The following is an 18,969-nucleotide window of genomic DNA, read 5'->3' as shown; positions in this document are numbered from 1 at the left end:
TAATTACCATACCTGTTTTGTACCAGCACATATTGGAGGTTGAAACATGAATAAAAAAAAGAAAATACAAAAATCAGTCCTTACCTTTACCCTACTCTTTTCTTTAGGCGTTTCATCTTTCCCGCTTACAACAACTATTCACGCAGATACACATGAGGAACAATCTGCTGAAAAGAAACTAGTCTCTTTAACGGAGCGTACATCATTATTTTTTGAATATCTCCAGCAAGGTAAGTATGCAGAGGCAATACAGTTGACGTCTGCTGCTTTTCAATCCAAATTTACAGCAACCACATTACAAAACTGGTGGACACAAAGTGGCTGGAGCGGGATAAAAAGTATGGGAACCCCCGTGATAAAAGAACGAAACTTGGTCCATCAGACGTTGGAAATTCCAGCAGCTACCGAAGGAACTACCATACCGCTACTCCTTAAATTCACACCTGGCGGGAAAGTAGATGAAATTGGAGAAAGGCCACCCGAGGAATCTTATACCATCCCGCATCCTAGCTATGATCAACCTGACTCCTATCAAGAACGTGAAATCGTCATTGGAAATTCTACCTATCCGTTACCAGCGACATTAACAGTTCCGAAACATAAGCGTGGTGAAAAACTGCCCGTAGTTGTTCTTGTGCATGGTGCTGGCATCCATGATCGCGATAGCACATATATGGGAACAAAAATCTTACGAGACATTGCGGTGGGCCTTTCATCCAACGGAATTGCAGTGTTGCGCTATGAAAAACGCACCTTAGAACATGCATTAAAGATGAGTGCAGAACCTGTTACGTTAGACCGTGATACTACAGATGATGCTATATTTGCAGCAAAATCAGCAGCGCAGCAGGAAGGCATTGATCCAAATAATATTTTCATTCTTGGACATAGCCTAGGAGCTGGCACAATGCCACGTATACTAAGCAAAGCACCTTCCACACTTGTCCGAGGAAGCATCTTACTCGCACCACCTGCACGCCCTTTGACTGACATTGCTATTGATCATTCTCAATACCTTGGGGCGTCAAAGGAAGAAATCGATGAACTAAAAAGACAGGTCGCTTTTATTCAGGATCCTACTTTCAATCCTAATCATCCTCCAGCTGGCTACAATTTTGGGTCACCTCATTTTATGTATGATGTTTCTAGGTGGCGTCCAGTTGAAGAGGCAAAATCACGAAAAGAGCCTTTACTCATTCTGCAAGGAGCACGTGATTATCAAGTAACAGTAAAAGATGAATATACAAAATGGCAGAAAGGACTTTCAAACCGCGGGAATGTTCAGTTCAAAAAATATCCGAAATTGAATCATTTCTTCACGGAGGGTGACGGGGAATTAAGCCTCCCTAGTGAATATGAAATCCCTGCTAACGTTCCCGAATACGTCATCCAGGACATTATTACATGGGTTAACGAGACAAAAAAATAAGCAAACATCAAAAGCCTTCATGCAATCATTATTGCGTGAAGGCTTTTTGAAACTAGTGATTCAGAGATAGCTATTATTTTATATAATATTTGCCCCAAAACGAAAAATTAGAGTCTTTTATAGCAATGAAGTTCATTTTAAGAGCAACCTGTTCTGTGAGCTTAACGGTGATGGGCGGTACCCCTAGAATAAAGAAACAAGAGTAGTTAAAGAGACTACTCTTGTTTCTTTTCCTTCTCTTCTTTTTCAATTTCAGATACAGATTTTGCTGGTTTTTTAATCATTTTATCTAATTCCCCAGAACAACCAAACTTATCCTCAAATTTATCTGTAGTACTTATACTTGCATCAAACCATAATTCCTTATCATTATTTATATATCCTTCTACAGAAGGAACTCCCATTGGACTTACATCATTTTTTGTAAATGTAATAGATTTTACATCTTTAATATTATAGTGAATATATTTTTCTACTCGTTCTTTTTGTTCATTCCAAAACTTTTCTTCTTTTTCTTTTTGTTTTAAGTATTCTATAGTAAAATATCCTCCTGCTATGAGTATCACAGCAGATATAACCAAAATCATTGCTTTCTTCATTGGAAATCTCCTTATAAAAAGCCTACCAATGTATTCTTCTTAAAATGGGATAGAGAAGACAAGAATAGTACAAAGACTACTCTTGTTTCTTTTCCTTCTCTTCTTTTTCAATTTCAGATACTGATTTTTCAGGATCTTTTATAAGTTTTCCTAATTTCCCAGAACGCGTAAATTTGTCTTCAAAGTTTTCAGTTGTACTTATACTAGCTATAAAATCTAATTCTTTATTATTATTTATATAACCTTTTATATGAGGAACTCCCATTGGACTTATCTTATTTTCTGTAAATGTAATCGATTTTACATCTTTAATATTATAGTGAATATACTTTTCTACTCGTGCCTCTTGTACTTTCCAAAACTCTTCTTCTTTTTCTTTTTGTTTTAAGTATTCCATAGTAAAATATCCTCCTGCTATGATCACCACAGCAGATACAACCAAAATCATTACTTTCTTCATTGGAAATCTCCTTATAAAAAGCCTACCAATGTATTCTTCTTAAAATGGGATACAGAAAATAAGAGTAGTGCAAAGACTACTCTTGTTTTTTTTCTTTCTCTTCTTTTTCGATTTCAGATACAGATTTTGCAGGTTTTTTTATCATTTCATCTAATTCTCCAGAACGCGTAAATTTATTTTCAAAGTTTTTAGTTGTACTTATACTAGCTATAAAATCTAATTCTTTATTATTGTTTATATAACCTTTTAATTTAGGGACTCCCATAGGACTTACACCCTTTTCTATAAACGTAATAGATTTTACATCTTCAATATTATAATAAATATACTTTTCTACTCGTGCTTCTTGTACTTTCCAAAATTGTTCTTCTTTTTCTTTTTGTTTTAAGTATTCCATAGTAAAATACCCTCCTGCTATAATACAAATAATGGATAAAAAAATCACCAATTTCTTTTTCATTAAAAATCCCCTTGTATTTGAATATAGTTAAAATATACCATGAAATGAGTTGAGACATATGAATGAATTAAAAAAAAATCCAATTGCGACAGATGAAGATTATTTCGAGTTATCAGATAAAGTTTATGATCCCGAAGTTTTAAAAAAGAAAAAAGTAATAACAGGAAGTAACGGGAAAGAATGGAAAGTTATAGAAACATTTGATGCAGATAAAACAAAAGTAAAAAATGGATTACAAGCAATCGCTGTAGTACCTGCAAATAAGTATAAGCCTGGTAAAAAACAATATGACGATGTAATCATTGCATTCCGTGGTACTGAATTTGATAGATTCGATGGAGATAAAACCACAGATATAGTTCAAATTACACTTGGACAGAAAAAGAACCTTGGTGTAGCAGGCGGAAAAGCTCCGACATCATTTGATAGTGCATTAGAATTTACAGAAAAAATTAAGAAAAAATATAATCCTACATCTATTCACACTACCGGACATAGTAAAGGTGCTGCGGAGGCTCAATATGTAGCAGCAGAAATGAATTGTTATGCAACAACATATGCTGCACCAAATATTTATAGATTACTAAGTGATAAAGCAAAAAAACGAGTAGATGAAGGCGTAATGGAAAATAAAGTAGTAGATTATACTCATAAAGAAGATGCTGTAGGAAATTTCAATCAATTTGGAGCACCTATGATTGGTAAACAATTTACAACAAAAAGTAATGGAACAGATAGTATTCTCGCGGCTGTATTTATGGGACAACATCCAATGTCAACATTTCTAGAAATGTTCCACAATAATGGTAGTGTTCGACTAGAATTAGAACCAGATGATATCATTCGTCATGCAAAAGAGATACAAAAAATAAGCGATATATTATCTGATATTATTAGAAATATAGAAATATTCCAACAACAAGAAGAAGAGGAAGTTGCGAAATTAAAGAGTCAATTGAAGCATGAGACAGGCCCTGGAGGAAAATATCATCTGTTAGAAGAACATGAAGTAGATGAAGCAATTAGAGAGGTTGCAAAAATATCCCAAAACGGAAGAGACTATTTTCATGATGTACAACTAGCAGAAGAACTAATTCATCTTTTACGGAAAAAACAAAAAGAATTGATTCATTTTGGAGATGATATTGCTTATGCAGCTAATTCATTACGAGATAAAGATAATCAATTAGGAACAAATTTTGAAGGACTGGCGGCGAGATAATATGATGGATTTTATAGGGGAAATTCAAAAAATAGAGAAAGAAATAGAGAAAGCTACAGTTGGTGCAGTTGGAACTATTATAGATGAGTTGCAAGCTGTTAAAAAGCAATTAGAAAAAGAACTGCAACAATCACTTTTAAAAACTGATGTAGCATTCAAAACAAATAGCATAGTAGCAAGCCAAAAACATGCCATTCAAAAAAACAAAGAAGCATTTCATGATGTATGCAAAAGTTTATCTGAACAAGGAATTGAATTAAACAAAAGTTTTGAAAGCAAAACAGGTAGTGCAATAAAAGAAACATTAAATAAACATCTCAATCAAATTCGAAATGAAATGATTTCTAAACAATATGATTTAATTAATAGTTGTGGAAAAAAATAAAAAATTTCTATTATTATTTTAATCTATATGTATTAGAAAAAGTCCCCTTATGTAGGACTTTTTCTAATACACGAATAGATGCTATATTATCAAGCATTGCTCCTGCTTCCATTCTATGTAGCTTTAATTTCCTAAAAGCGAAATCTACAACAAGTTGAAGAGCCTCTATTGTATAGCCTTTAGCATTATGCTCCTTATCTAAAGTAAATCCTGTATAACAGCTTCGGAGGTCTCCCCTAACAATTTGAGTTAATGAAATGTCTCCGATCAGTTTATCATTTTCTCTTAAAAAGATTCCAAAAGGATTACTTGCCCTTCAGCTTTCTTTTTTCATACTTGTTCAAGACGTATTTTTTGATGTTATTTTGTATAAAAAACTTTTGGGAGCAACCTGTTCGAAAAATTGATAAAGAATAAGCGATTGAAGGATGAAAACAGAAGACTACAAGGAAAACTGTATGAACAAATATAATGAAACAAGGCTCTTACTTTGTAGCGGTATCCACGAAGTAAGAGCCTTGTTTTTTCTACTCATTTTTTATATCAGTCTTGATTTTCCAATGGAAAGGCACAGAAAATCTACTACAGAAGTTGTGATACCTCTAGGATTAACAAATTCTTTAAATTTCTGTGTACTACGTACAAGCCCTCTACTTTTGGCATGTGCCTCTAATTCAGCTCGAACTTGTATTGTATCCGGAGCCATTCTTTCTAAAGCATGTTCAGAATATTTACGAACATTGATTTCAAGTTTTTAAAACTCATTTATTGTAACTGTAAAATGTGGCTTGAATTTTACTTCGATTGTTTTGTTTTCTACGCCACCTTGGACATATAATGAGTCATTACGGGTATAGATTCGTTTCGCCGAATGCATCTTGGTTTCAAAGATGCATTTATTTTTATAATACAAATTTAATTCAACAGTTTCCTCGTAATAACACATAATCATTACTAATTCAAAACCTAATTTATCTATTTTATTATACCTATATGCACCTGCACCTGGAATAAAATAATCTTCTGGTTCACTCTCGAATATTTCTAATAATTCATATTCATCATATTGTATATTCAATTTAACAACTCCTTACGTGAATGGGCTCAATCCACTTTATTTATAATATTCACGATTTATTAGGTACAACGGAAACAACATCGCCATTATCATTCAATACGACTCTAACATCTTTCCCATCGTATTGCCATAGACCAGGTTTATTTCCAGGTTTTTTAGTAGCATGCTTAATTGTTTCTTCTACTACACTTGGTGGTACACCAAAATCTTTAAGGCGGGTTGTTAACCCATCCATATTACCAACATTTTTAACAACATTAGACGTATCTATTTTGTAGCCTGAAATCTTATTAGCAGCATCTAAACCAGACATAATGTCTGTATGTATTGTTGGAAATGCTTGTTGAGCTTCTGCAACATGCGTTGAAACACTATTAATTAGTCCATCAGCCATTACGGCTTGTTTATGAAGTGATGCCCCAGCCTTCTGTACAGAATCACCAAATTTAAGGAAACTTTGATTTACAACACGCAAATCAGAAGCCATTTGTTTATATTCAGGTAATCTGCTTTTAAACCCTTCATGCATAGCTGTAACTTGCTGGCCGTACCCCTCTTCAGGTGAAGCGCCTTAGATCATCTTTCCCTTATTTTCAAAAGGACCTGCTCAATTAATTTTTAAAAACATAAGGTAAAGTGAACCCATTAAAATCCATGGAATGAACCCTAGTTTTACCCTCTAATCTAAAGGAGGCACTATTGTTATGGGATATGGTGGTAGTTGCGGCGAAGGCTGCGGTTTCGCTGGAGGATTCGCTTTATTAGTTGTATTGTTTATTTTATTAATCATTATCGGATGCAGTTGTTTCTGCTAAAAACTATTGGAAAAGGCACCCTTATATGGGCGCCTTTTTGTATATTAAAAACCTCCCTATTTCTGTAGGCGGGCTAAATGTGGTTTTGCACAATTGAGTTATAGCAAAATCATTTATATTGAAAGTAATGAAAATTAACTTAGTAATCCTAATACCTTAATAATCTCAATTATTTTATTATCTTTTATTTTGAAATAAAGCCTTTTCCCTATACGTTCACTAATTACAATATTTCCAAAGGCTAATTTACGCAAATGTTGTACAATCAAATCCTCTGTAATTCTTGTTTGCTTACTTAAATCAGAAACTGACAACGATCCATATGTAATCAATTTACAAACAATTGATAAGCGAGTAGAATTCCCTAATAACCCTAAAACTTTTATACTTTCGGTATAGAAACTAAAATCCATATGAAAAGCATGTAACAGATTTTCCAACCTCCTAAAATAAGATGAATATCAACCAAAATATCTTAACATAAAAATAGTAAAAAACACCCTAAAATATACCAAATATTCATTAAGAAAAATGATACTTGAATGGGAGTCCAATACATATTATTAAAATTAATGTGTATTGGACTTTCCATCCTCAATGAATGGAAAGTAGAGATGCTTCAATTATGTACCGATCTGGAGCGTCTCCTATATAGTCAAAAGGATAACAAGTTGTTAATGTTAAAGTTGGCTCACTTTTTTCTACAATAACTGTTCGATCTTCTGAATCTGTTATCCAATGCTTGTTAATTTCATATGTATATGTTTTATTTTCATATTCCACGATAAGTTGGTCATTTTCCTTTAATTCACCAAGCTCGGTAAAAACAGTATCTCTATGTCCACTTAAAACTGTATGACCATTTCCAGATGGTGTAGTAGTTAAGTCACTAACAAACATACCTACACCCTTTTTTAGTACTTTATCATCAGCTCCCCAAAATATAGAGTATTTCTTTTGTATTTTAGGGATAATTAAATATGCTACTTTATCTCCTAACTGATGGTTTACCTTTGAAGCGGGAATTTGTACAGGTTCTTCAGGTTGTAATGAAGTGTCAATCTTTGTCTCTGTCTCTGTTTGATTGATGTTTTGCGTTTCATTTTCTTTAGAAGGTGTGGAGGTCTCATATTGTTTAGCCTCGTTAGTTGTTAACGACTCTGCTGATTGTCTAGCACTATACCATTCTAGAAAATAATAGGAAAAGATAGTAAGTCCAATAACAGTTAAACATAAGCCTATCCATTGTTTTTTATTCACTTTTATCACTCCATTTGAAAACGACAGGATTTCTCCTGCCGTTTTAAGGAACTATTTTATGCGTTTGTCTTTTTACGACGGAACATTAATACAGAACCAGCTAATGCTAATCCTAAGCTTGCTAACATCATTGTAACACCGTTTGATGCTGTATTAGGTAATTTTTCACCTTGTTTTTTCGTTTCTTTTTTCACAACTGTATTAGTATTTTTCTTTGTTTCTTTTGCAGTTGTTTGAGGCTTAGTTTGTTCTTGTTTATTATTTGTTGTTTGGTTATTTTGTTTTGAATTCTCTTGCTTAGTGTTTTCTTGTTTAACAGGTTCTTGTTTAGTGTTTTCCTGTTTAGTATTTTCTTGTTTAGGTTGCTCTTGAGGTTTAGTAGTTTCTTTATTTTCTGTTGTAGTATTTGTGCTCTTTGGATATTTATAATCTTCACATGGAATGCCGTCTTTATCATTATCTAAACGGTGTGGATCATTTCCAACACCATATCCATTTTGATCCCAGAATGCTTGAGCATCTTGTTGACTTTTAAAATGACCACAGTTTTTTGTATCATTAGGACTCTTAGCTGCAAATGCAGAAGAACTGTACCCCACTGTTAATAGTGTTACCGCTGTTGCTGAAGCTAATAATTTTTTCATAAATTTCTTTATCCCCCTAAATGGTATGTATTTACATTGAAATATTTTACATTTAAAAATCTAAAAATACAATAATAATTTGTAGATAAATGTAAGATTTCTAGATAATAATACCAAACTATTAATTCATATATTGTCATATTATGTCGAAAGAAAATAAAAAAAGAGCCAAAGCTCTCTTTAATAACTAATACTAACCATAGTCACTATTCTCACAGTAATATGAATTTGATTTATCACAACAAATATATGTTGTTTGTTGGATAAATAATGGCCTTGATGAGGCGTTAACTGAAGTGGCATTTAACCTCCTCAAATAAGAAAGTCCTTGTATCTCCCTGGTGTTAATCTAATTGTTTGTGGAGTTGTGGATTTAAATGTTCTACTAGTCAATGTGACGAACGCAGCAAATACAAAGCTAAAGCTAAAACTAAAACGAATAAGAGTCTTAGTGTGGTTAGTTGTAAAATTTTCAAATAGAGTAATTGTAGAGTTAGGTGGAATTTCAAGACTTGTAAGGTTAGTTTCTGATCCGAAAATTGTACAGGTCTCTATAAAACTGTTGGTAGAGTTTGAAGAGTTACATGATTATCTTTATTGGAATCAAAATAAACTTACACATCCAAACTATTGATAATAGCTAATATTTGATGGTCTGTCCATTTGCCATTAATCCTTATATTTTCTTTCGCTATACCTTCTTTTTTAAACCCCACTTTTTCTAATACACGAATAGATGCTATATTATCAAGCATCGCTCCTGCTTCAATTCTATGTAGCTTTAATTCCCTAAAAGCAAAATCTACAACAAGTTGAAGAGCCTCTGTTGTATAGCCCTTTGCATTATGCTCCTTATCTAAAGTAAATCCCGTATAACAGCTTTGGAGGTCTCCCCTAACAATTTGAGTTAATGAAATGTCTCCGATAAGCTTATCATTTTCTCTTAAAAAGATTCCAAAAGGGTATACTTGCCCTTCAGCTGTCTTTTTTAGAGCTTGTTCAAGACGTATTTTTTGATGTTCTTCTGTATAAAAAACTTCTGGGAGCAACGGACAAACTCGTTGAAAAAATTCACGATTTCTAATATGTAAGTTAGCTAACTCGTTAGCATCAGCAGTTTTATAAAGCCGAATATAAATGTGCTTCCCTACTAGTTTCATAACATCCCTCCAACATTTTTATATGTCTAATGAGGCAAAAGTATACCGTATACTTTATACAGTTGGCTATTGTCAGGAATCATTTTGTACGAAAGAAAAGACACTCCATATGAGTGTCTTTTCCAATAGTTTTTAGCAGAAGCAAGAAGCTCCAACGATGATTAATAAAATGAATAACACAACTAATAAAGCAAAGCCTCCCGAGAAGCCACAACCGCCACAACTACCACCATAACCCATAATAGTTCCTCCTTTAGATAAGAGGGGAAAACTAAGGTTCACTCATGTATTTTAATGGATTCGTTTCATCTTATGTTTTTCCGCATTGATTGAGCAGGTCCTTTCGAAAACTATTCACATATTAACTATATTTTTAAAAATAAATAATTTAACTATATCAATATATAGATAAATTAATATAATGTATTAATCCTAAAAGAAGGGAGGAATAGCCATGCAATTAGTTTGTTTTAAAATAGTAAGTGGTCAATATTTCTTATTTGTAGAAGGTATTCAAATTCCTGTACCAATTCCAGCAGTTGCTGCAGCTTTATTAATTGGTTTAGGAGTAATTCCACTTTGTTCTTAATGTAAAGAATTCGGACCATTCCTATATTTCCATTGGAAAAGCCTCAAGTATATGAATACTTGAGGCTTTCTTTATATCAGAGAAAAAACACCTTACAGCGCTTGAAGATCTCCTGATTTAATTAATGCGGCCGTTACATCATCACCGAAAGTATTGAGACAGAATACTTGCTCGTCTACCTTATCCATCACTGTAGCTTCACCTATCACGCCACCTTGAAGTTTAATAAAATAGTTATGTTCTTCTACAATTTTACTAAAATCTCTATTTGCCCATCTTTCAGTAATTGCTAATAGCTCTTCTTTGTTCTTGAAATTGTTTCCGTTTAGAATGTTTCTTACTTTCTCTGCATTCTTTTTGGACATAGGGGTTGCTCCCTTTCCTTCACACGCTTTTACTTTTTGATGAGTCATGCTATGCATAGCTGAAATAACTTCTTCTTCAGTAGAAGTTACTGTAATGTGAAGTTGTGCATTTGAACCTTTCACTTCTGCTTCATTCGATAGTATGTCTTCTTTATTAACCTCTGCAAAAACATGGTCCTCACTCTTAAGCGGGACTTCAGCAAACTGTAATATTCCATAAGTCATACCAGTTGCAAGTACTACTCCGCCTACAATAGATGCTAGCCAATACTTTAGCTTCTTATCCATCTTCATTTCCCCCGTCTTCGTTTACATATCTTAACTAAAGAATACCATATTTAATTCCTTTTTATTGAAGAGTCTCTAATTTCTACTATTTAAAAATATTCTCATCGTTTAATGTAATACGATATAATCATTTTATAATACAAAAAAACCCATATTCTCATTCCCTATTTTTTTGGAGGTGATTGTCTTGAATAAAAACATCAATCTACTTCTTCAAATAATAATTGGAATTATAATTATGATTGCACCTATTCTCATAACAGGATCTATATACGATGTCACTAAATCATTTGGTGAACTATTAGTGGCAGAACTTATTATAAGAACACTTTCTCTCATTATTGGACTTTTAGTTATTAGCACAGCTTTGCATCGTTATTCTCAATAATTATTCATGTTCAAAAAATACAAATATTTTACATACCAATTCTTATGTATTAAGACATCAAAAACAAGTGTTACGAAAGAAATATAAAAAGACATCTTTACCTCTTAAAGATGTCTTTTTTATTTAAATCTTAATTCTCGTTCTGTAAAACCCTCGCTGCCTTTACTCCCTCTTTCTCTTCTTTTAAAAACAACGATACGATAAAAGCAACAATGATAAAGACTAACCCTAGTGCAAATGCACCTTGGAATCCAGACGTTAAACCATTTAACTTCTCTACTGGGTCCATTGGATTTACGGAGCTTTCCATATAGCTAGCTGTTCCTGAAGACATTTTCGAAATAAAGATAGCCGTACCAATTGCGCCAGCTACTTGTTGCAGTGTGCTAAACAGTGCTGTTCCGTGCGGATATAAATCTGGTGTTAATTGATTTAAACCGTATGTTTGTGCTGTCATGACAAACATGAGTCCAACCATTAATACGCTATGCATAACAATAATTTTTACCATTGATGTATCAGGAGTAATGCCTTTAAATAAGAACATTGCTATCCCCACTAACACAATACCGGGAACGATAATAACTTTCGGACTAAATTTATCAAATAGTTTACCTGCGATTGGTCCCATTATGGCGCTAATAACACTTCCCGGAAGCATGATGATTCCTGATTTAAAAGCTGTAACGAGTAAAACTGTTTGCAGGAACATCGGTAATAAAGTCATCGTTGAAAATAACGACATCATCACAATGACGATTAATCCAACTGATAATGTAAACATCGGGACTTTAAATGCGCGTAATTCTAAAATTGGATTCTCAATTTTTAATTGTCGGACGACAAAAATACATAATGAGATAAATCCAACAAGTAAAGCGCCATACACTTTCGTATCAGACCATCCTAAATCACCTGATGCACTAAAGCTATACACAAGTCCGCCAAATCCGAGTGTCGATAAAAGGATTGATGGGTAATCTACTTTTGGTCTTGTTAACTCTGAAACATTTTGAATGTACTTCATCCCAATCATAATTGAAATGATCACGATTGGAATAACAATGTAGAATAACCAGCGCCAATTTAATGAATCCACAATTACTCCAGATAATGTAGGACCAATTGCCGGAGCTGCCATCATCACAAGTGCGATTAATCCCATTGTCGCACCACGTTTTTCAGGTGGACAAATGATTAAAATCGTATTCATTAATAACGGTGTAATTAATCCCGTCGCTACTGCTTGGACGATACGGCCGACTAATAAAACAGAAAATGTCGGTGCGAATCCCGCAATTAATGTACCAGCTAAAAACGTTACCATAGCGATCAAAAACATTTGTCTTGTTGTGAGCCATTGCTGAAGTAACGCTGTAATTGGGACTAAAACCCCAACCACCAACATGTAAGCTGTAGAAAGCCATTGAATCGTTGAAGCTGTTACATCAAATTCTTTCATTAATACCGTTAACGCATTACCAAGTAATGTTTCATTTAATAATGCAACCATTGCCCCTAAAAGTAATGCAATTAAAATAGGGGTATGTTTCATATTAGAAGTATCAACTTTGCCACTTGCTGGGCTCTTAGTTGTCATATTCATTTGCAAATTCTCCTCCTGTTTCTTACTAAAAAACTTTAAATACACCAGAACACATGTAATATAATATACATATGTAGATTAAAAAGGGAGAATCAATTTTCAGCCACTGTATATTTAATCTACAAAAAAGGAGAATTGTAGATGAACGATAATGAAAAACAAATTGATTTACGTATTAGACGTACACATAAATTACTATGGGATTCCTTATTTGAATTAATGACACAATCAAAACAGAAATATAGTACGATCACAATTAACCAAATATGTGACCGCGCGATGGTACACCGAACAACCTTTTATAAACACTTTGAAGATAAAGATGCTTTATTAGCATTTGGATTTAAACGATACAGCAAGATGATTGCTGAAATACCCGTTTCAGATCGATTAAGTAAACCATTTCAAGTAATGGAACAATTTCTACACCATGAAGAAATCGGTAAAATATTAGAAACGCAAATGTCTGATGAACAATTTATTAACCGGACACAGTATTTAAGTCACGAAACGAGAAAACAAGAAATAGAAGCATTACATCAACTGCGCAAAAATCATACGATGCCAAATAATCTAATCATTGAATTTTATTCAGGGGCAATCACCTCATTAAGCGCATGGTGGTTTAAAAATGAAAGAAAAGTTTCTGCTGCTGAAATGGATAGGTATCTCCACCAACTTATTAACAGGGATATTTTTCAGTTTGAAAAAGAATAAGACTACACCTGTTCAATCATGCAATCAAATTGACCACAAAATAGGAGTATGATATATTTTCGGTAGAATACTATATAAGTGTGACAGCGAATAAATTGGCATATAATAAAAAGAAGAGATGCGCTAACATCTCTTCCTTAACTGCTACCGTATAGGGTGGTGGTTATTACACGTTACTATTTTTTACGAAACCCACCCTTTTGCTTCCTACGGCGCGGAGTGGGTTTTTTGTTGTCCTTACCCAGAAGTTGCTTCCGCAAAAAACACGCTGAAACTTCACGTACAGTCGCTTTTACAAATTCTTTTACAAGGTCAAACAAAAACTCCATATTATCCCTTCCTTCCAAATAGAAAGAAGGGATAACCACCCACCCTCACAATATGCAGTTACATATATTTTATCAAATGATTGTAAAGATATTATGTAAACCAAACAAATGAAATTTTACATAGAAAAAAAGCCCTTCTAAACCGGGCTTTTCTATCACCATTATTTAGCGATCTTCTTCAAATCCGAACTTTCTATAACTGAAAGCATATTCACCTTTTATTAAGACGGACCATAACCAATAAGATGAGCAATTATAACTGCTATTAAACCGATTGAGTATTCAATTAGAATTAAAGGAAGAATCCACCTTGCCCACCTTGTCCATGAAATTCCTGCAATTGCTAATCCAGCCATTAGCGTACCACCTGTCGGAAAAATAATATTTCCAATACCATCGGCGAATGAAAAGGATAATACTGCTGTTTGGCGTGTAATGTCCAATAAATCTGCAAGTGGCGCCATGATAGGCATTGTCAACATCGCATGGCCACTACCTGATGCTAAAATAAAATGAATCGCTACTTGGAAGTTGTACATTCCAACAACACTTAAAAAAGGAGAAACATGTTTCATTTCTTCCGATACTTGATAAAGTAATGGGTCTATAATATGCCCTTGATTCAATACGACTAAAATAGCGCGTGATACACCAATGATTAAAGCTCCCCCGATTAAAGATGCCGATCCTTGTGTAAAAGATTCTACAGTATCATCAAGAGATATCTTGCCGAGAATTGCAATGATTATAGTTAAAATAATAAATAAGGCTGCAATTTCTTTTATATACCACTCGTACTTAATAACACCGAATACAAGAATAATATAGTTGATTAAAAAGGCCGTTAATATCCATTTATGTCTTTTTGTTAACTCTACTTTCGCTGTTAGTAGGCTGTCTTGCTTGTTTGTATCGAATTTTCCGTAAATTCCACTTGCAGGATCCCTCTTTACTTTCATCGCATGACGATAAACGAATGTAACAGCAATTACATATATGACTACGAATAAAACGAGGCGGAACCCCATCCCCGAATACATAGGAAGACCCACTATCCCTTGCGCAAGCCCAACTGTAAACGGATTCATAATTGCCGTTGTAAATCCAACAGACGCTCCTACTAGTACCATCGCAGTTCCTGTTATCGTATCAAATCCAACCGCAAGAGCTAGCGGAATAAATAGAGGTACATACACTAAAGCTTCCTCCGCCATTCCCATTAATGACCCGCCAAGCGCAAAGAACAGCATGATAATAGGAATCATTAACTTTTCACGGTTAGCAAGTTTTTTTGCCATCGTTGAAACAAGAGCCTCAACTGTACCGGATGCCTTTAATACACCAAAAAACCCTCCAATAATAAGAATAAAAAAGATAATATTAGCAGCTTCTACCATCCCTGTAGGAATAGATTTTACCGTATCAAAAAATCCAAGTGGCGTTGATTCAATCCATTTAAATGAATTTGGATCTACTGTTGTATACCCATTTTTTTCAATCTGTTCATATTTTCCGGCCGGCAATATATGTGTAATAACAGCCGCAATAATTAACAAGACAAGTAACATTGCAAATACGTTTATTTTCCATTCTTTTTTTTCCTTTTTTTCTTCTGGCTCGAATGAAACTGCCTTCTCTGATACTTGACTCATATACCAATCCCCTTTGCAATAAAGTGAAACTTTAATCATTGGTGATGTTCTTCCCCCAATGATTATTAGTTGAACCAATCGGGCTTTTACGGGCAGTTGATCCCCCATCTAACTTCTCTTTGCTTCCGCTGAATTTTGAGGGGGGTCTTACTGCCCGTTAAAGCGGGATAAAGTGAAACTTTAATCATTGGGGGGGTGTTCTTCCCCCCAATGATTATTACTTTTACAAGCAGCCGACAGTCTGGTTGCCCCACTACCATGACGTACTAAGCTATCCATCAATTCTTTTACTTATAACACGCTATGATTTAACTACCTTTTTACTAATTTCATTTACAAATTGGTTAAATAAACGCTGCTGTAGAGCATCCTTTTCCGACATCATTTCTGGATGCCATTGAACCGCTGCTACATAACGATGAGCCTTCGATTCAATAGCCTCTATTACACCATCAAAGGACCATGCACTCACCTCAAAATCTTTCCCTAATGTTTTCACTGCTTGATGGTGAAAAGAATTAACCATTAAAGATTTTTGGCCAATAGCCTCATAAATTTTTCCCTCTTCCAGAAGATCTACAGAATGAGAGCCTTGCCATTTACGGAACTGTTCTCGAACATGGAAATATTCTGGCCCCATCTCGTGCTCTAAGTCTTGATAAAGAGATCCACCAGCTGCAACATTTAACACCTGTAATCCTCGGCAAATTCCTAGAATAGGAATATCTTTTTCTAAAGCCTGCTTTGCCAGATTTAATTCAAAATTATCTCGTTCTTCCTCTACAGTGCCTATATATGATTTTGGAGTATCACCGTAATAAATTGGATTGATGTCCGCGCCACCAGCCAATAACAATCCATCTAATTGATTAAGTGTGGACTCAATTTGATCCACTTCCTCAATTGGAAGTAGAACAACCGTTGCACCTGCCCTTTGAAGGGAGCGGATGTAGTCATAAGAAAAGAGAGCCATATCTTGACCTGGTAGCCCTCGCAAGCCCTCCTTCCCTATTTCACTATGATCAACATAATACCCAGTAACACCAATTAGTGGTTTCATTTTCTCTCACCTCATAATTTAAATGGTTTCGTTGTCTTTCTCTGTTGAAATTGTATACTCTTAACCTCCCTTTTCTAGCAAGTGGTAAAGAATTAAATATGTAAATTATGACTCTACTCATTTCCCTATTTCTTTACACACCATTGATATAAGCAAATATCGTGCCAACATTAAAATTTAAACGATTATTTACACATATTTAAATATTTTGTCACTTTATCGATGTTTACTGTGTTGAAATGTATTATAATTGGTTATTAATTGGTTTCATAATAACCAATTAATAACCAACTTTAGACCAATTCCATTCAACTAAAGAGGTGCTCTATGAACAAATTTGAAACTAACCACATTGTATTGATCACCGTTTTAAAAGAAACACGAAAAGCCCTACATCAACAACTAACAGAGATGGTAGGTGATCTCATAGATATCGAAAGTTTTTCTGTAGAAGAAAGTATTCCAAAAGTATTTCATTCTACATTAATTGTATTACCGAATACATTTACGATAGAAACGGTGAAAGACTTTATTGGGGAAAACTGCGAAGTAATAATAGCAAAACGAACATTAAATTATGAAAACGTGGACCAGCTTTTATTTTTACCAGAAGGAACACAAGCCCTATATGTGAATGATAATCATGAAACAGTATACGAATCCATTGAAACGATGCGTCAATTGGGGCTGAACCACATTGAATATTTTCCATACTATCCTGGAAAAACGAATATACAAATGATCAAGCTCGCAATCACACCTGGCGAACTTGAAATTATCCCTGACTTCGTAGAAAAAGTAATTAATATTGGTCATAGATTAATAGATATTACTACAATCATGTCCATTCTAGATCGATTTCATTTAATGGAGGAATCAGGTAACCACGTTTCTGAGAGATACTATCGAAAAATAGTAGATTTAACAAAGAGTTTAGCTAAAGCTCATCGACAACTTCATCAAGTTATTGATGGTGTTGGTGATGGCATACTAGCTATTGATTATGAAGGAAGAATTGTCGTCTTTAATGAATTCCTGGAAAGCATGCTGAAAATAAAAAGCAAAAACGCTATTGGTCATCCGATTGATGCCATTATTGATAATATTGATTTAGTAAACTTCATCCTTTCGAATAAGCAACAAGAAAGCGGGATATTTGTTGTAAACGGCTTGGATGTAATAGTGGAACGTCTACATATAAATGATCAATCAATTATTGTTACTTTTAGAAATGCCCTTAAGACCATCGGATTTGAACGGAAATTGAGAAAAGAATTTGTCAAAAAAGGTTATGTAGCAAAATACAATTTTCATAACATCGTTGGGATTAGCTCTCCGATCCAAGACACGAAACAAATTGCAAAAAGATTAGCTAAGACGGATTTAACTGTATTAATTGAGGGTGAAAGTGGTACCGGAAAAGAGTTGTTTGCAAGTGCTATTCATAACGCTTCCCAGCGAAATAGCGGCCCTTTTCTTGCTGTTAACTTTAGTGCTTTATCGGACGATTTAGTCGAGAGTGAATTATTTGGTTATGAAGACGGAGCGTTTACCGGAGCAAAAAAGGGCGGGAAAATGGGATTATTTGAACAAGCAAATGGCGGCACTATTTTTTTAGATGAGATTGGAGATATTAGCCTGAAACTCCAAGCACGACTACTTCGAGTATTGCAGGAAAAAGAGATTATGCGCGTTGGAGGAAGCCAAATTATCCCGATAGACGTAAGGATTATTGCAGCAACCAATAAAGATCTGCTAAAAATGATTCAAGAAAATATGTTTAGAGAAGACTTATACCATCGGCTTAAAGTACTCTTTATACACCTTCCAGAATTAAGGGCACGCCGAAATGACATTGAATTATTAGCTAAACATTTTGTTGCGCTATCGGACCCTAAAGTCAAAATTGAACAAGAACTAATTGAAGAACTGCAAGGATATCCATGGTACGGAAATGTAAGAGAACTTAAAAATACGATAGACTATATGCTTGCTGTCCGTACCGGAAACCAAATAACAAAAAATGATTTACCTAATCAACATTATTTCCAAAAGCCTCCACATCAGAAAACAAATGGCGATCAAGCCGAGAGTATAACACCCTTTTCTACAAGTCCAAACGCTCTTGATCAAGAATCACTTTTCATCCTTACCCTCATCATGAATTATGAAGACAAAGGAAAAGCAATCGGGAGAAGAATTATTTCTGAAAAGAGCCAAGAAGTCGAAATGAATTTAACTGAGGCACAGGTAAGACATCGGTTGAACTTCCTGAAAATGAAAGGTTATGTGGAAATAAAAAGAGGTAGAGCGGGGATTCATTTAACAAGAAAAGGATTGGAGATTGTACGTAATCTTTAGTCAATGTTCGGATTTTTAGATATATAGAGGCTGTTTTATAAACGGATGAAACCGGATTATAAAACAGCCTCTTTATTCATGAGCATTTTTCCCGATACCTTC

Annotated in this window: 22 protein-coding genes and 1 pseudogene; 8 read left to right on the top strand and 15 right to left on the bottom strand. The window is 34.3% G+C overall.

Going from position 1 to position 18,969, the window contains the following annotated elements:
* Positions 1–46: 46 nt before the first annotated feature.
* On the top strand, positions 47–1,429 hold the full coding sequence (locus ACTFRY_RS22785) for an alpha/beta hydrolase (protein WP_098616938.1): 1,383 nt from the start codon (positions 47–49) through the stop codon (positions 1,427–1,429).
* 215 nt (positions 1,430–1,644) lie between these two features.
* Here the strand turns inward: ACTFRY_RS22785 and ACTFRY_RS22780 are convergent, their stop codons facing one another.
* From ACTFRY_RS22780 to ACTFRY_RS22770, 3 genes are all read right to left on the bottom strand, one after another.
* Positions 1,645–2,028, bottom strand: coding sequence for a DUF1433 domain-containing protein (locus ACTFRY_RS22780; protein WP_074789464.1), 384 nt, complete (start codon positions 2,026–2,028; stop codon positions 1,645–1,647).
* Between the two features lie 76 nt (positions 2,029–2,104).
* Positions 2,105–2,488 carry a DUF1433 domain-containing protein gene (locus ACTFRY_RS22775; protein ID WP_098616939.1) on the bottom strand — a complete coding sequence of 128 codons (384 nt, stop codon included), beginning with the start codon at positions 2,486–2,488 and terminating at the stop codon, positions 2,105–2,107.
* Between the two features lie 76 nt (positions 2,489–2,564).
* A complete protein-coding gene (locus ACTFRY_RS22770; RefSeq protein WP_000728326.1) occupies positions 2,565–2,948 on the bottom strand; it encodes a DUF1433 domain-containing protein in 384 nt (127 codons plus the stop codon).
* Positions 2,949–3,006: 58 nt separating this feature from the next.
* On the opposite strand from ACTFRY_RS22770, the gene ACTFRY_RS22765 reads away from it, so the two are divergent.
* Positions 3,007–4,170 (top strand): hypothetical protein, encoded by a 1,164-nt coding sequence (locus ACTFRY_RS22765; protein ID WP_098616940.1) that lies wholly within the window; start codon positions 3,007–3,009, stop codon positions 4,168–4,170.
* A gap of 1 nt (position 4,171) precedes the next feature.
* Complete coding sequence (locus ACTFRY_RS22760) at positions 4,172–4,555, top strand: hypothetical protein (RefSeq protein ID WP_016117330.1); 384 nt, start codon at positions 4,172–4,174, stop codon at positions 4,553–4,555.
* A gap of 13 nt (positions 4,556–4,568) precedes the next feature.
* Here the strand turns inward: ACTFRY_RS22760 and ACTFRY_RS22755 are convergent.
* From ACTFRY_RS22755 to ACTFRY_RS22745, 3 genes and pseudogenes are all read right to left on the bottom strand, one after another.
* Positions 4,569–4,948 (bottom strand): annotated as a pseudogene (locus ACTFRY_RS22755) (GNAT family N-acetyltransferase); the annotation flags it as partial.
* 361 nt (positions 4,949–5,309) lie between these two features.
* A complete protein-coding gene (locus ACTFRY_RS22750; protein ID WP_001025896.1) occupies positions 5,310–5,633 on the bottom strand; it encodes a hypothetical protein in 324 nt (107 codons plus the stop codon).
* Positions 5,634–5,682: 49 nt separating this feature from the next.
* Entirely contained in the window at positions 5,683–6,162 is a 480-nt protein-coding gene (locus ACTFRY_RS22745) for a hypothetical protein (RefSeq protein ID WP_227414908.1), read from the bottom strand.
* A 175-nt stretch (positions 6,163–6,337) separates the two neighbouring features.
* Between ACTFRY_RS22745 and ACTFRY_RS22740 the strand changes: the two genes are divergently transcribed.
* Entirely contained in the window at positions 6,338–6,448 is a 111-nt protein-coding gene (locus ACTFRY_RS22740; RefSeq protein WP_000540371.1) for a YjcZ family sporulation protein, read from the top strand.
* A 134-nt stretch (positions 6,449–6,582) separates the two neighbouring features.
* Here the strand turns inward: ACTFRY_RS22740 and ACTFRY_RS22735 are convergent, their stop codons facing one another.
* The 5 genes from ACTFRY_RS22735 to ACTFRY_RS22715 form a co-directional block, all read right to left on the bottom strand.
* The gene (locus ACTFRY_RS22735) at positions 6,583–6,861 is read right to left on the bottom strand and encodes an ArsR/SmtB family transcription factor (RefSeq protein ID WP_070757265.1); all 279 of its coding nucleotides are present in this window, start codon (positions 6,859–6,861) and stop codon (positions 6,583–6,585) included.
* Positions 6,862–7,042: 181 nt separating this feature from the next.
* Positions 7,043–7,708, bottom strand: coding sequence for a class D sortase (locus tag ACTFRY_RS22730; RefSeq protein ID WP_044796086.1), 666 nt, complete (start codon positions 7,706–7,708; stop codon positions 7,043–7,045).
* A 56-nt stretch (positions 7,709–7,764) separates the two neighbouring features.
* Positions 7,765–8,352: an excalibur calcium-binding domain-containing protein gene (locus ACTFRY_RS22725; protein ID WP_000734536.1), complete on the bottom strand. Its 588-nt coding sequence runs from the start codon at positions 8,350–8,352 to the stop codon at positions 7,765–7,767.
* A 614-nt stretch (positions 8,353–8,966) separates the two neighbouring features.
* Positions 8,967–9,512: a GNAT family N-acetyltransferase gene (locus ACTFRY_RS22720; RefSeq protein ID WP_000779763.1), complete on the bottom strand. Its 546-nt coding sequence runs from the start codon at positions 9,510–9,512 to the stop codon at positions 8,967–8,969.
* A 132-nt stretch (positions 9,513–9,644) separates the two neighbouring features.
* Positions 9,645–9,752: a YjcZ family sporulation protein gene (locus ACTFRY_RS22715; protein ID WP_000540375.1), complete on the bottom strand. Its 108-nt coding sequence runs from the start codon at positions 9,750–9,752 to the stop codon at positions 9,645–9,647.
* Between the two features lie 214 nt (positions 9,753–9,966).
* Between ACTFRY_RS22715 and ACTFRY_RS22710 the strand changes: the two genes are divergently transcribed.
* Entirely contained in the window at positions 9,967–10,101 is a 135-nt protein-coding gene (locus ACTFRY_RS22710; protein WP_001177693.1) for a hypothetical protein, read from the top strand.
* A 92-nt stretch (positions 10,102–10,193) separates the two neighbouring features.
* Here ACTFRY_RS22710 and ACTFRY_RS22705 read toward each other — a convergent pair whose 3' ends face one another.
* Entirely contained in the window at positions 10,194–10,754 is a 561-nt protein-coding gene (locus tag ACTFRY_RS22705) for a PRK06770 family protein (RefSeq protein WP_016117324.1), read from the bottom strand.
* 187 nt (positions 10,755–10,941) lie between these two features.
* Between ACTFRY_RS22705 and ACTFRY_RS22700 the strand changes: the two genes are divergently transcribed.
* Complete coding sequence (locus ACTFRY_RS22700; RefSeq protein ID WP_001038824.1) at positions 10,942–11,142, top strand: hypothetical protein; 201 nt, start codon at positions 10,942–10,944, stop codon at positions 11,140–11,142.
* Between the two features lie 130 nt (positions 11,143–11,272).
* Here the strand turns inward: ACTFRY_RS22700 and ACTFRY_RS22695 are convergent, their stop codons facing one another.
* Positions 11,273–12,748, bottom strand: a complete 1,476-nt coding sequence (locus tag ACTFRY_RS22695) for an MDR family MFS transporter (RefSeq protein ID WP_086391442.1) — start codon at positions 12,746–12,748, stop codon at positions 11,273–11,275.
* A gap of 141 nt (positions 12,749–12,889) precedes the next feature.
* Here ACTFRY_RS22695 and ACTFRY_RS22690 point away from each other — a divergent pair, with 141 nt between their 5' ends.
* Positions 12,890–13,465, top strand: a complete 576-nt coding sequence (locus ACTFRY_RS22690; protein ID WP_086424038.1) for a TetR/AcrR family transcriptional regulator — start codon at positions 12,890–12,892, stop codon at positions 13,463–13,465.
* A 550-nt stretch (positions 13,466–14,015) separates the two neighbouring features.
* Here the strand turns inward: ACTFRY_RS22690 and ACTFRY_RS22685 are convergent.
* Complete coding sequence (locus tag ACTFRY_RS22685; protein WP_098616941.1) at positions 14,016–15,446, bottom strand: YfcC family protein; 1,431 nt, start codon at positions 15,444–15,446, stop codon at positions 14,016–14,018.
* 301 nt (positions 15,447–15,747) lie between these two features.
* The gene (locus ACTFRY_RS22680; RefSeq protein ID WP_086424036.1) at positions 15,748–16,506 is read right to left on the bottom strand and encodes a gamma-glutamyl-gamma-aminobutyrate hydrolase family protein; all 759 of its coding nucleotides are present in this window, start codon (positions 16,504–16,506) and stop codon (positions 15,748–15,750) included.
* A 327-nt stretch (positions 16,507–16,833) separates the two neighbouring features.
* On the opposite strand from ACTFRY_RS22680, the gene ACTFRY_RS22675 reads away from it, so the two are divergent.
* Positions 16,834–18,867, top strand: a complete 2,034-nt coding sequence (locus ACTFRY_RS22675; RefSeq protein WP_098616942.1) for a sigma 54-interacting transcriptional regulator — start codon at positions 16,834–16,836, stop codon at positions 18,865–18,867.
* Positions 18,868–18,969: the final 102 nt, after the last annotated feature.

The sequence above is a fragment of the Bacillus cereus group sp. MYBK195-1 genome, assembly GCF_051916605.1.
GTDB lineage: Bacteria > Bacillota > Bacilli > Bacillales > Bacillaceae_G > Bacillus_A > Bacillus_A cereus.
Note: the sequence above shows the minus strand (reverse complement) of the source record. Positions and strands in the feature narration are given on the sequence as shown.

Excerpts from the sequence above, each read along its gene's own strand:
- ACTFRY_RS22785 (WP_098616938.1), top strand. The coding sequence starts at position 47 with ATGAATAAAAAAAAGAAAATACAAAAATCAGTCCTTACCTTTACCCTA.
- ACTFRY_RS22780 (WP_074789464.1), bottom strand. The coding sequence starts at position 2,028 with ATGAAGAAAGCAATGATTTTGGTTATATCTGCTGTGATACTCATAGCA.
- ACTFRY_RS22775 (WP_098616939.1), bottom strand. The coding sequence starts at position 2,488 with ATGAAGAAAGTAATGATTTTGGTTGTATCTGCTGTGGTGATCATAGCA.
- ACTFRY_RS22770 (WP_000728326.1), bottom strand. The coding sequence starts at position 2,948 with ATGAAAAAGAAATTGGTGATTTTTTTATCCATTATTTGTATTATAGCA.
- ACTFRY_RS22765 (WP_098616940.1), top strand. The coding sequence starts at position 3,007 with ATGAATGAATTAAAAAAAAATCCAATTGCGACAGATGAAGATTATTTC.
- ACTFRY_RS22760 (WP_016117330.1), top strand. The coding sequence starts at position 4,172 with ATGATGGATTTTATAGGGGAAATTCAAAAAATAGAGAAAGAAATAGAG.
- ACTFRY_RS22745 (WP_227414908.1), bottom strand. The coding sequence starts at position 6,162 with ATGCATGAAGGGTTTAAAAGCAGATTACCTGAATATAAACAAATGGCT.
- ACTFRY_RS22740 (WP_000540371.1), top strand. The coding sequence starts at position 6,338 with ATGGGATATGGTGGTAGTTGCGGCGAAGGCTGCGGTTTCGCTGGAGGA.
- ACTFRY_RS22735 (WP_070757265.1), bottom strand. The coding sequence starts at position 6,861 with ATGGATTTTAGTTTCTATACCGAAAGTATAAAAGTTTTAGGGTTATTA.
- ACTFRY_RS22725 (WP_000734536.1), bottom strand. The coding sequence starts at position 8,352 with ATGAAAAAATTATTAGCTTCAGCAACAGCGGTAACACTATTAACAGTG.
- ACTFRY_RS22720 (WP_000779763.1), bottom strand. The coding sequence starts at position 9,512 with ATGAAACTAGTAGGGAAGCACATTTATATTCGGCTTTATAAAACTGCT.
- ACTFRY_RS22715 (WP_000540375.1), bottom strand. The coding sequence starts at position 9,752 with ATGGGTTATGGTGGTAGTTGTGGCGGTTGTGGCTTCTCGGGAGGCTTT.
- ACTFRY_RS22710 (WP_001177693.1), top strand. The coding sequence starts at position 9,967 with ATGCAATTAGTTTGTTTTAAAATAGTAAGTGGTCAATATTTCTTATTT.
- ACTFRY_RS22705 (WP_016117324.1), bottom strand. The coding sequence starts at position 10,754 with ATGGATAAGAAGCTAAAGTATTGGCTAGCATCTATTGTAGGCGGAGTA.
- ACTFRY_RS22695 (WP_086391442.1), bottom strand. The coding sequence starts at position 12,748 with ATGAATATGACAACTAAGAGCCCAGCAAGTGGCAAAGTTGATACTTCT.
- ACTFRY_RS22690 (WP_086424038.1), top strand. The coding sequence starts at position 12,890 with ATGAACGATAATGAAAAACAAATTGATTTACGTATTAGACGTACACAT.
- ACTFRY_RS22685 (WP_098616941.1), bottom strand. The coding sequence starts at position 15,446 with ATGAGTCAAGTATCAGAGAAGGCAGTTTCATTCGAGCCAGAAGAAAAA.
- ACTFRY_RS22680 (WP_086424036.1), bottom strand. The coding sequence starts at position 16,506 with ATGAAACCACTAATTGGTGTTACTGGGTATTATGTTGATCATAGTGAA.
- ACTFRY_RS22675 (WP_098616942.1), top strand. The coding sequence starts at position 16,834 with ATGAACAAATTTGAAACTAACCACATTGTATTGATCACCGTTTTAAAA.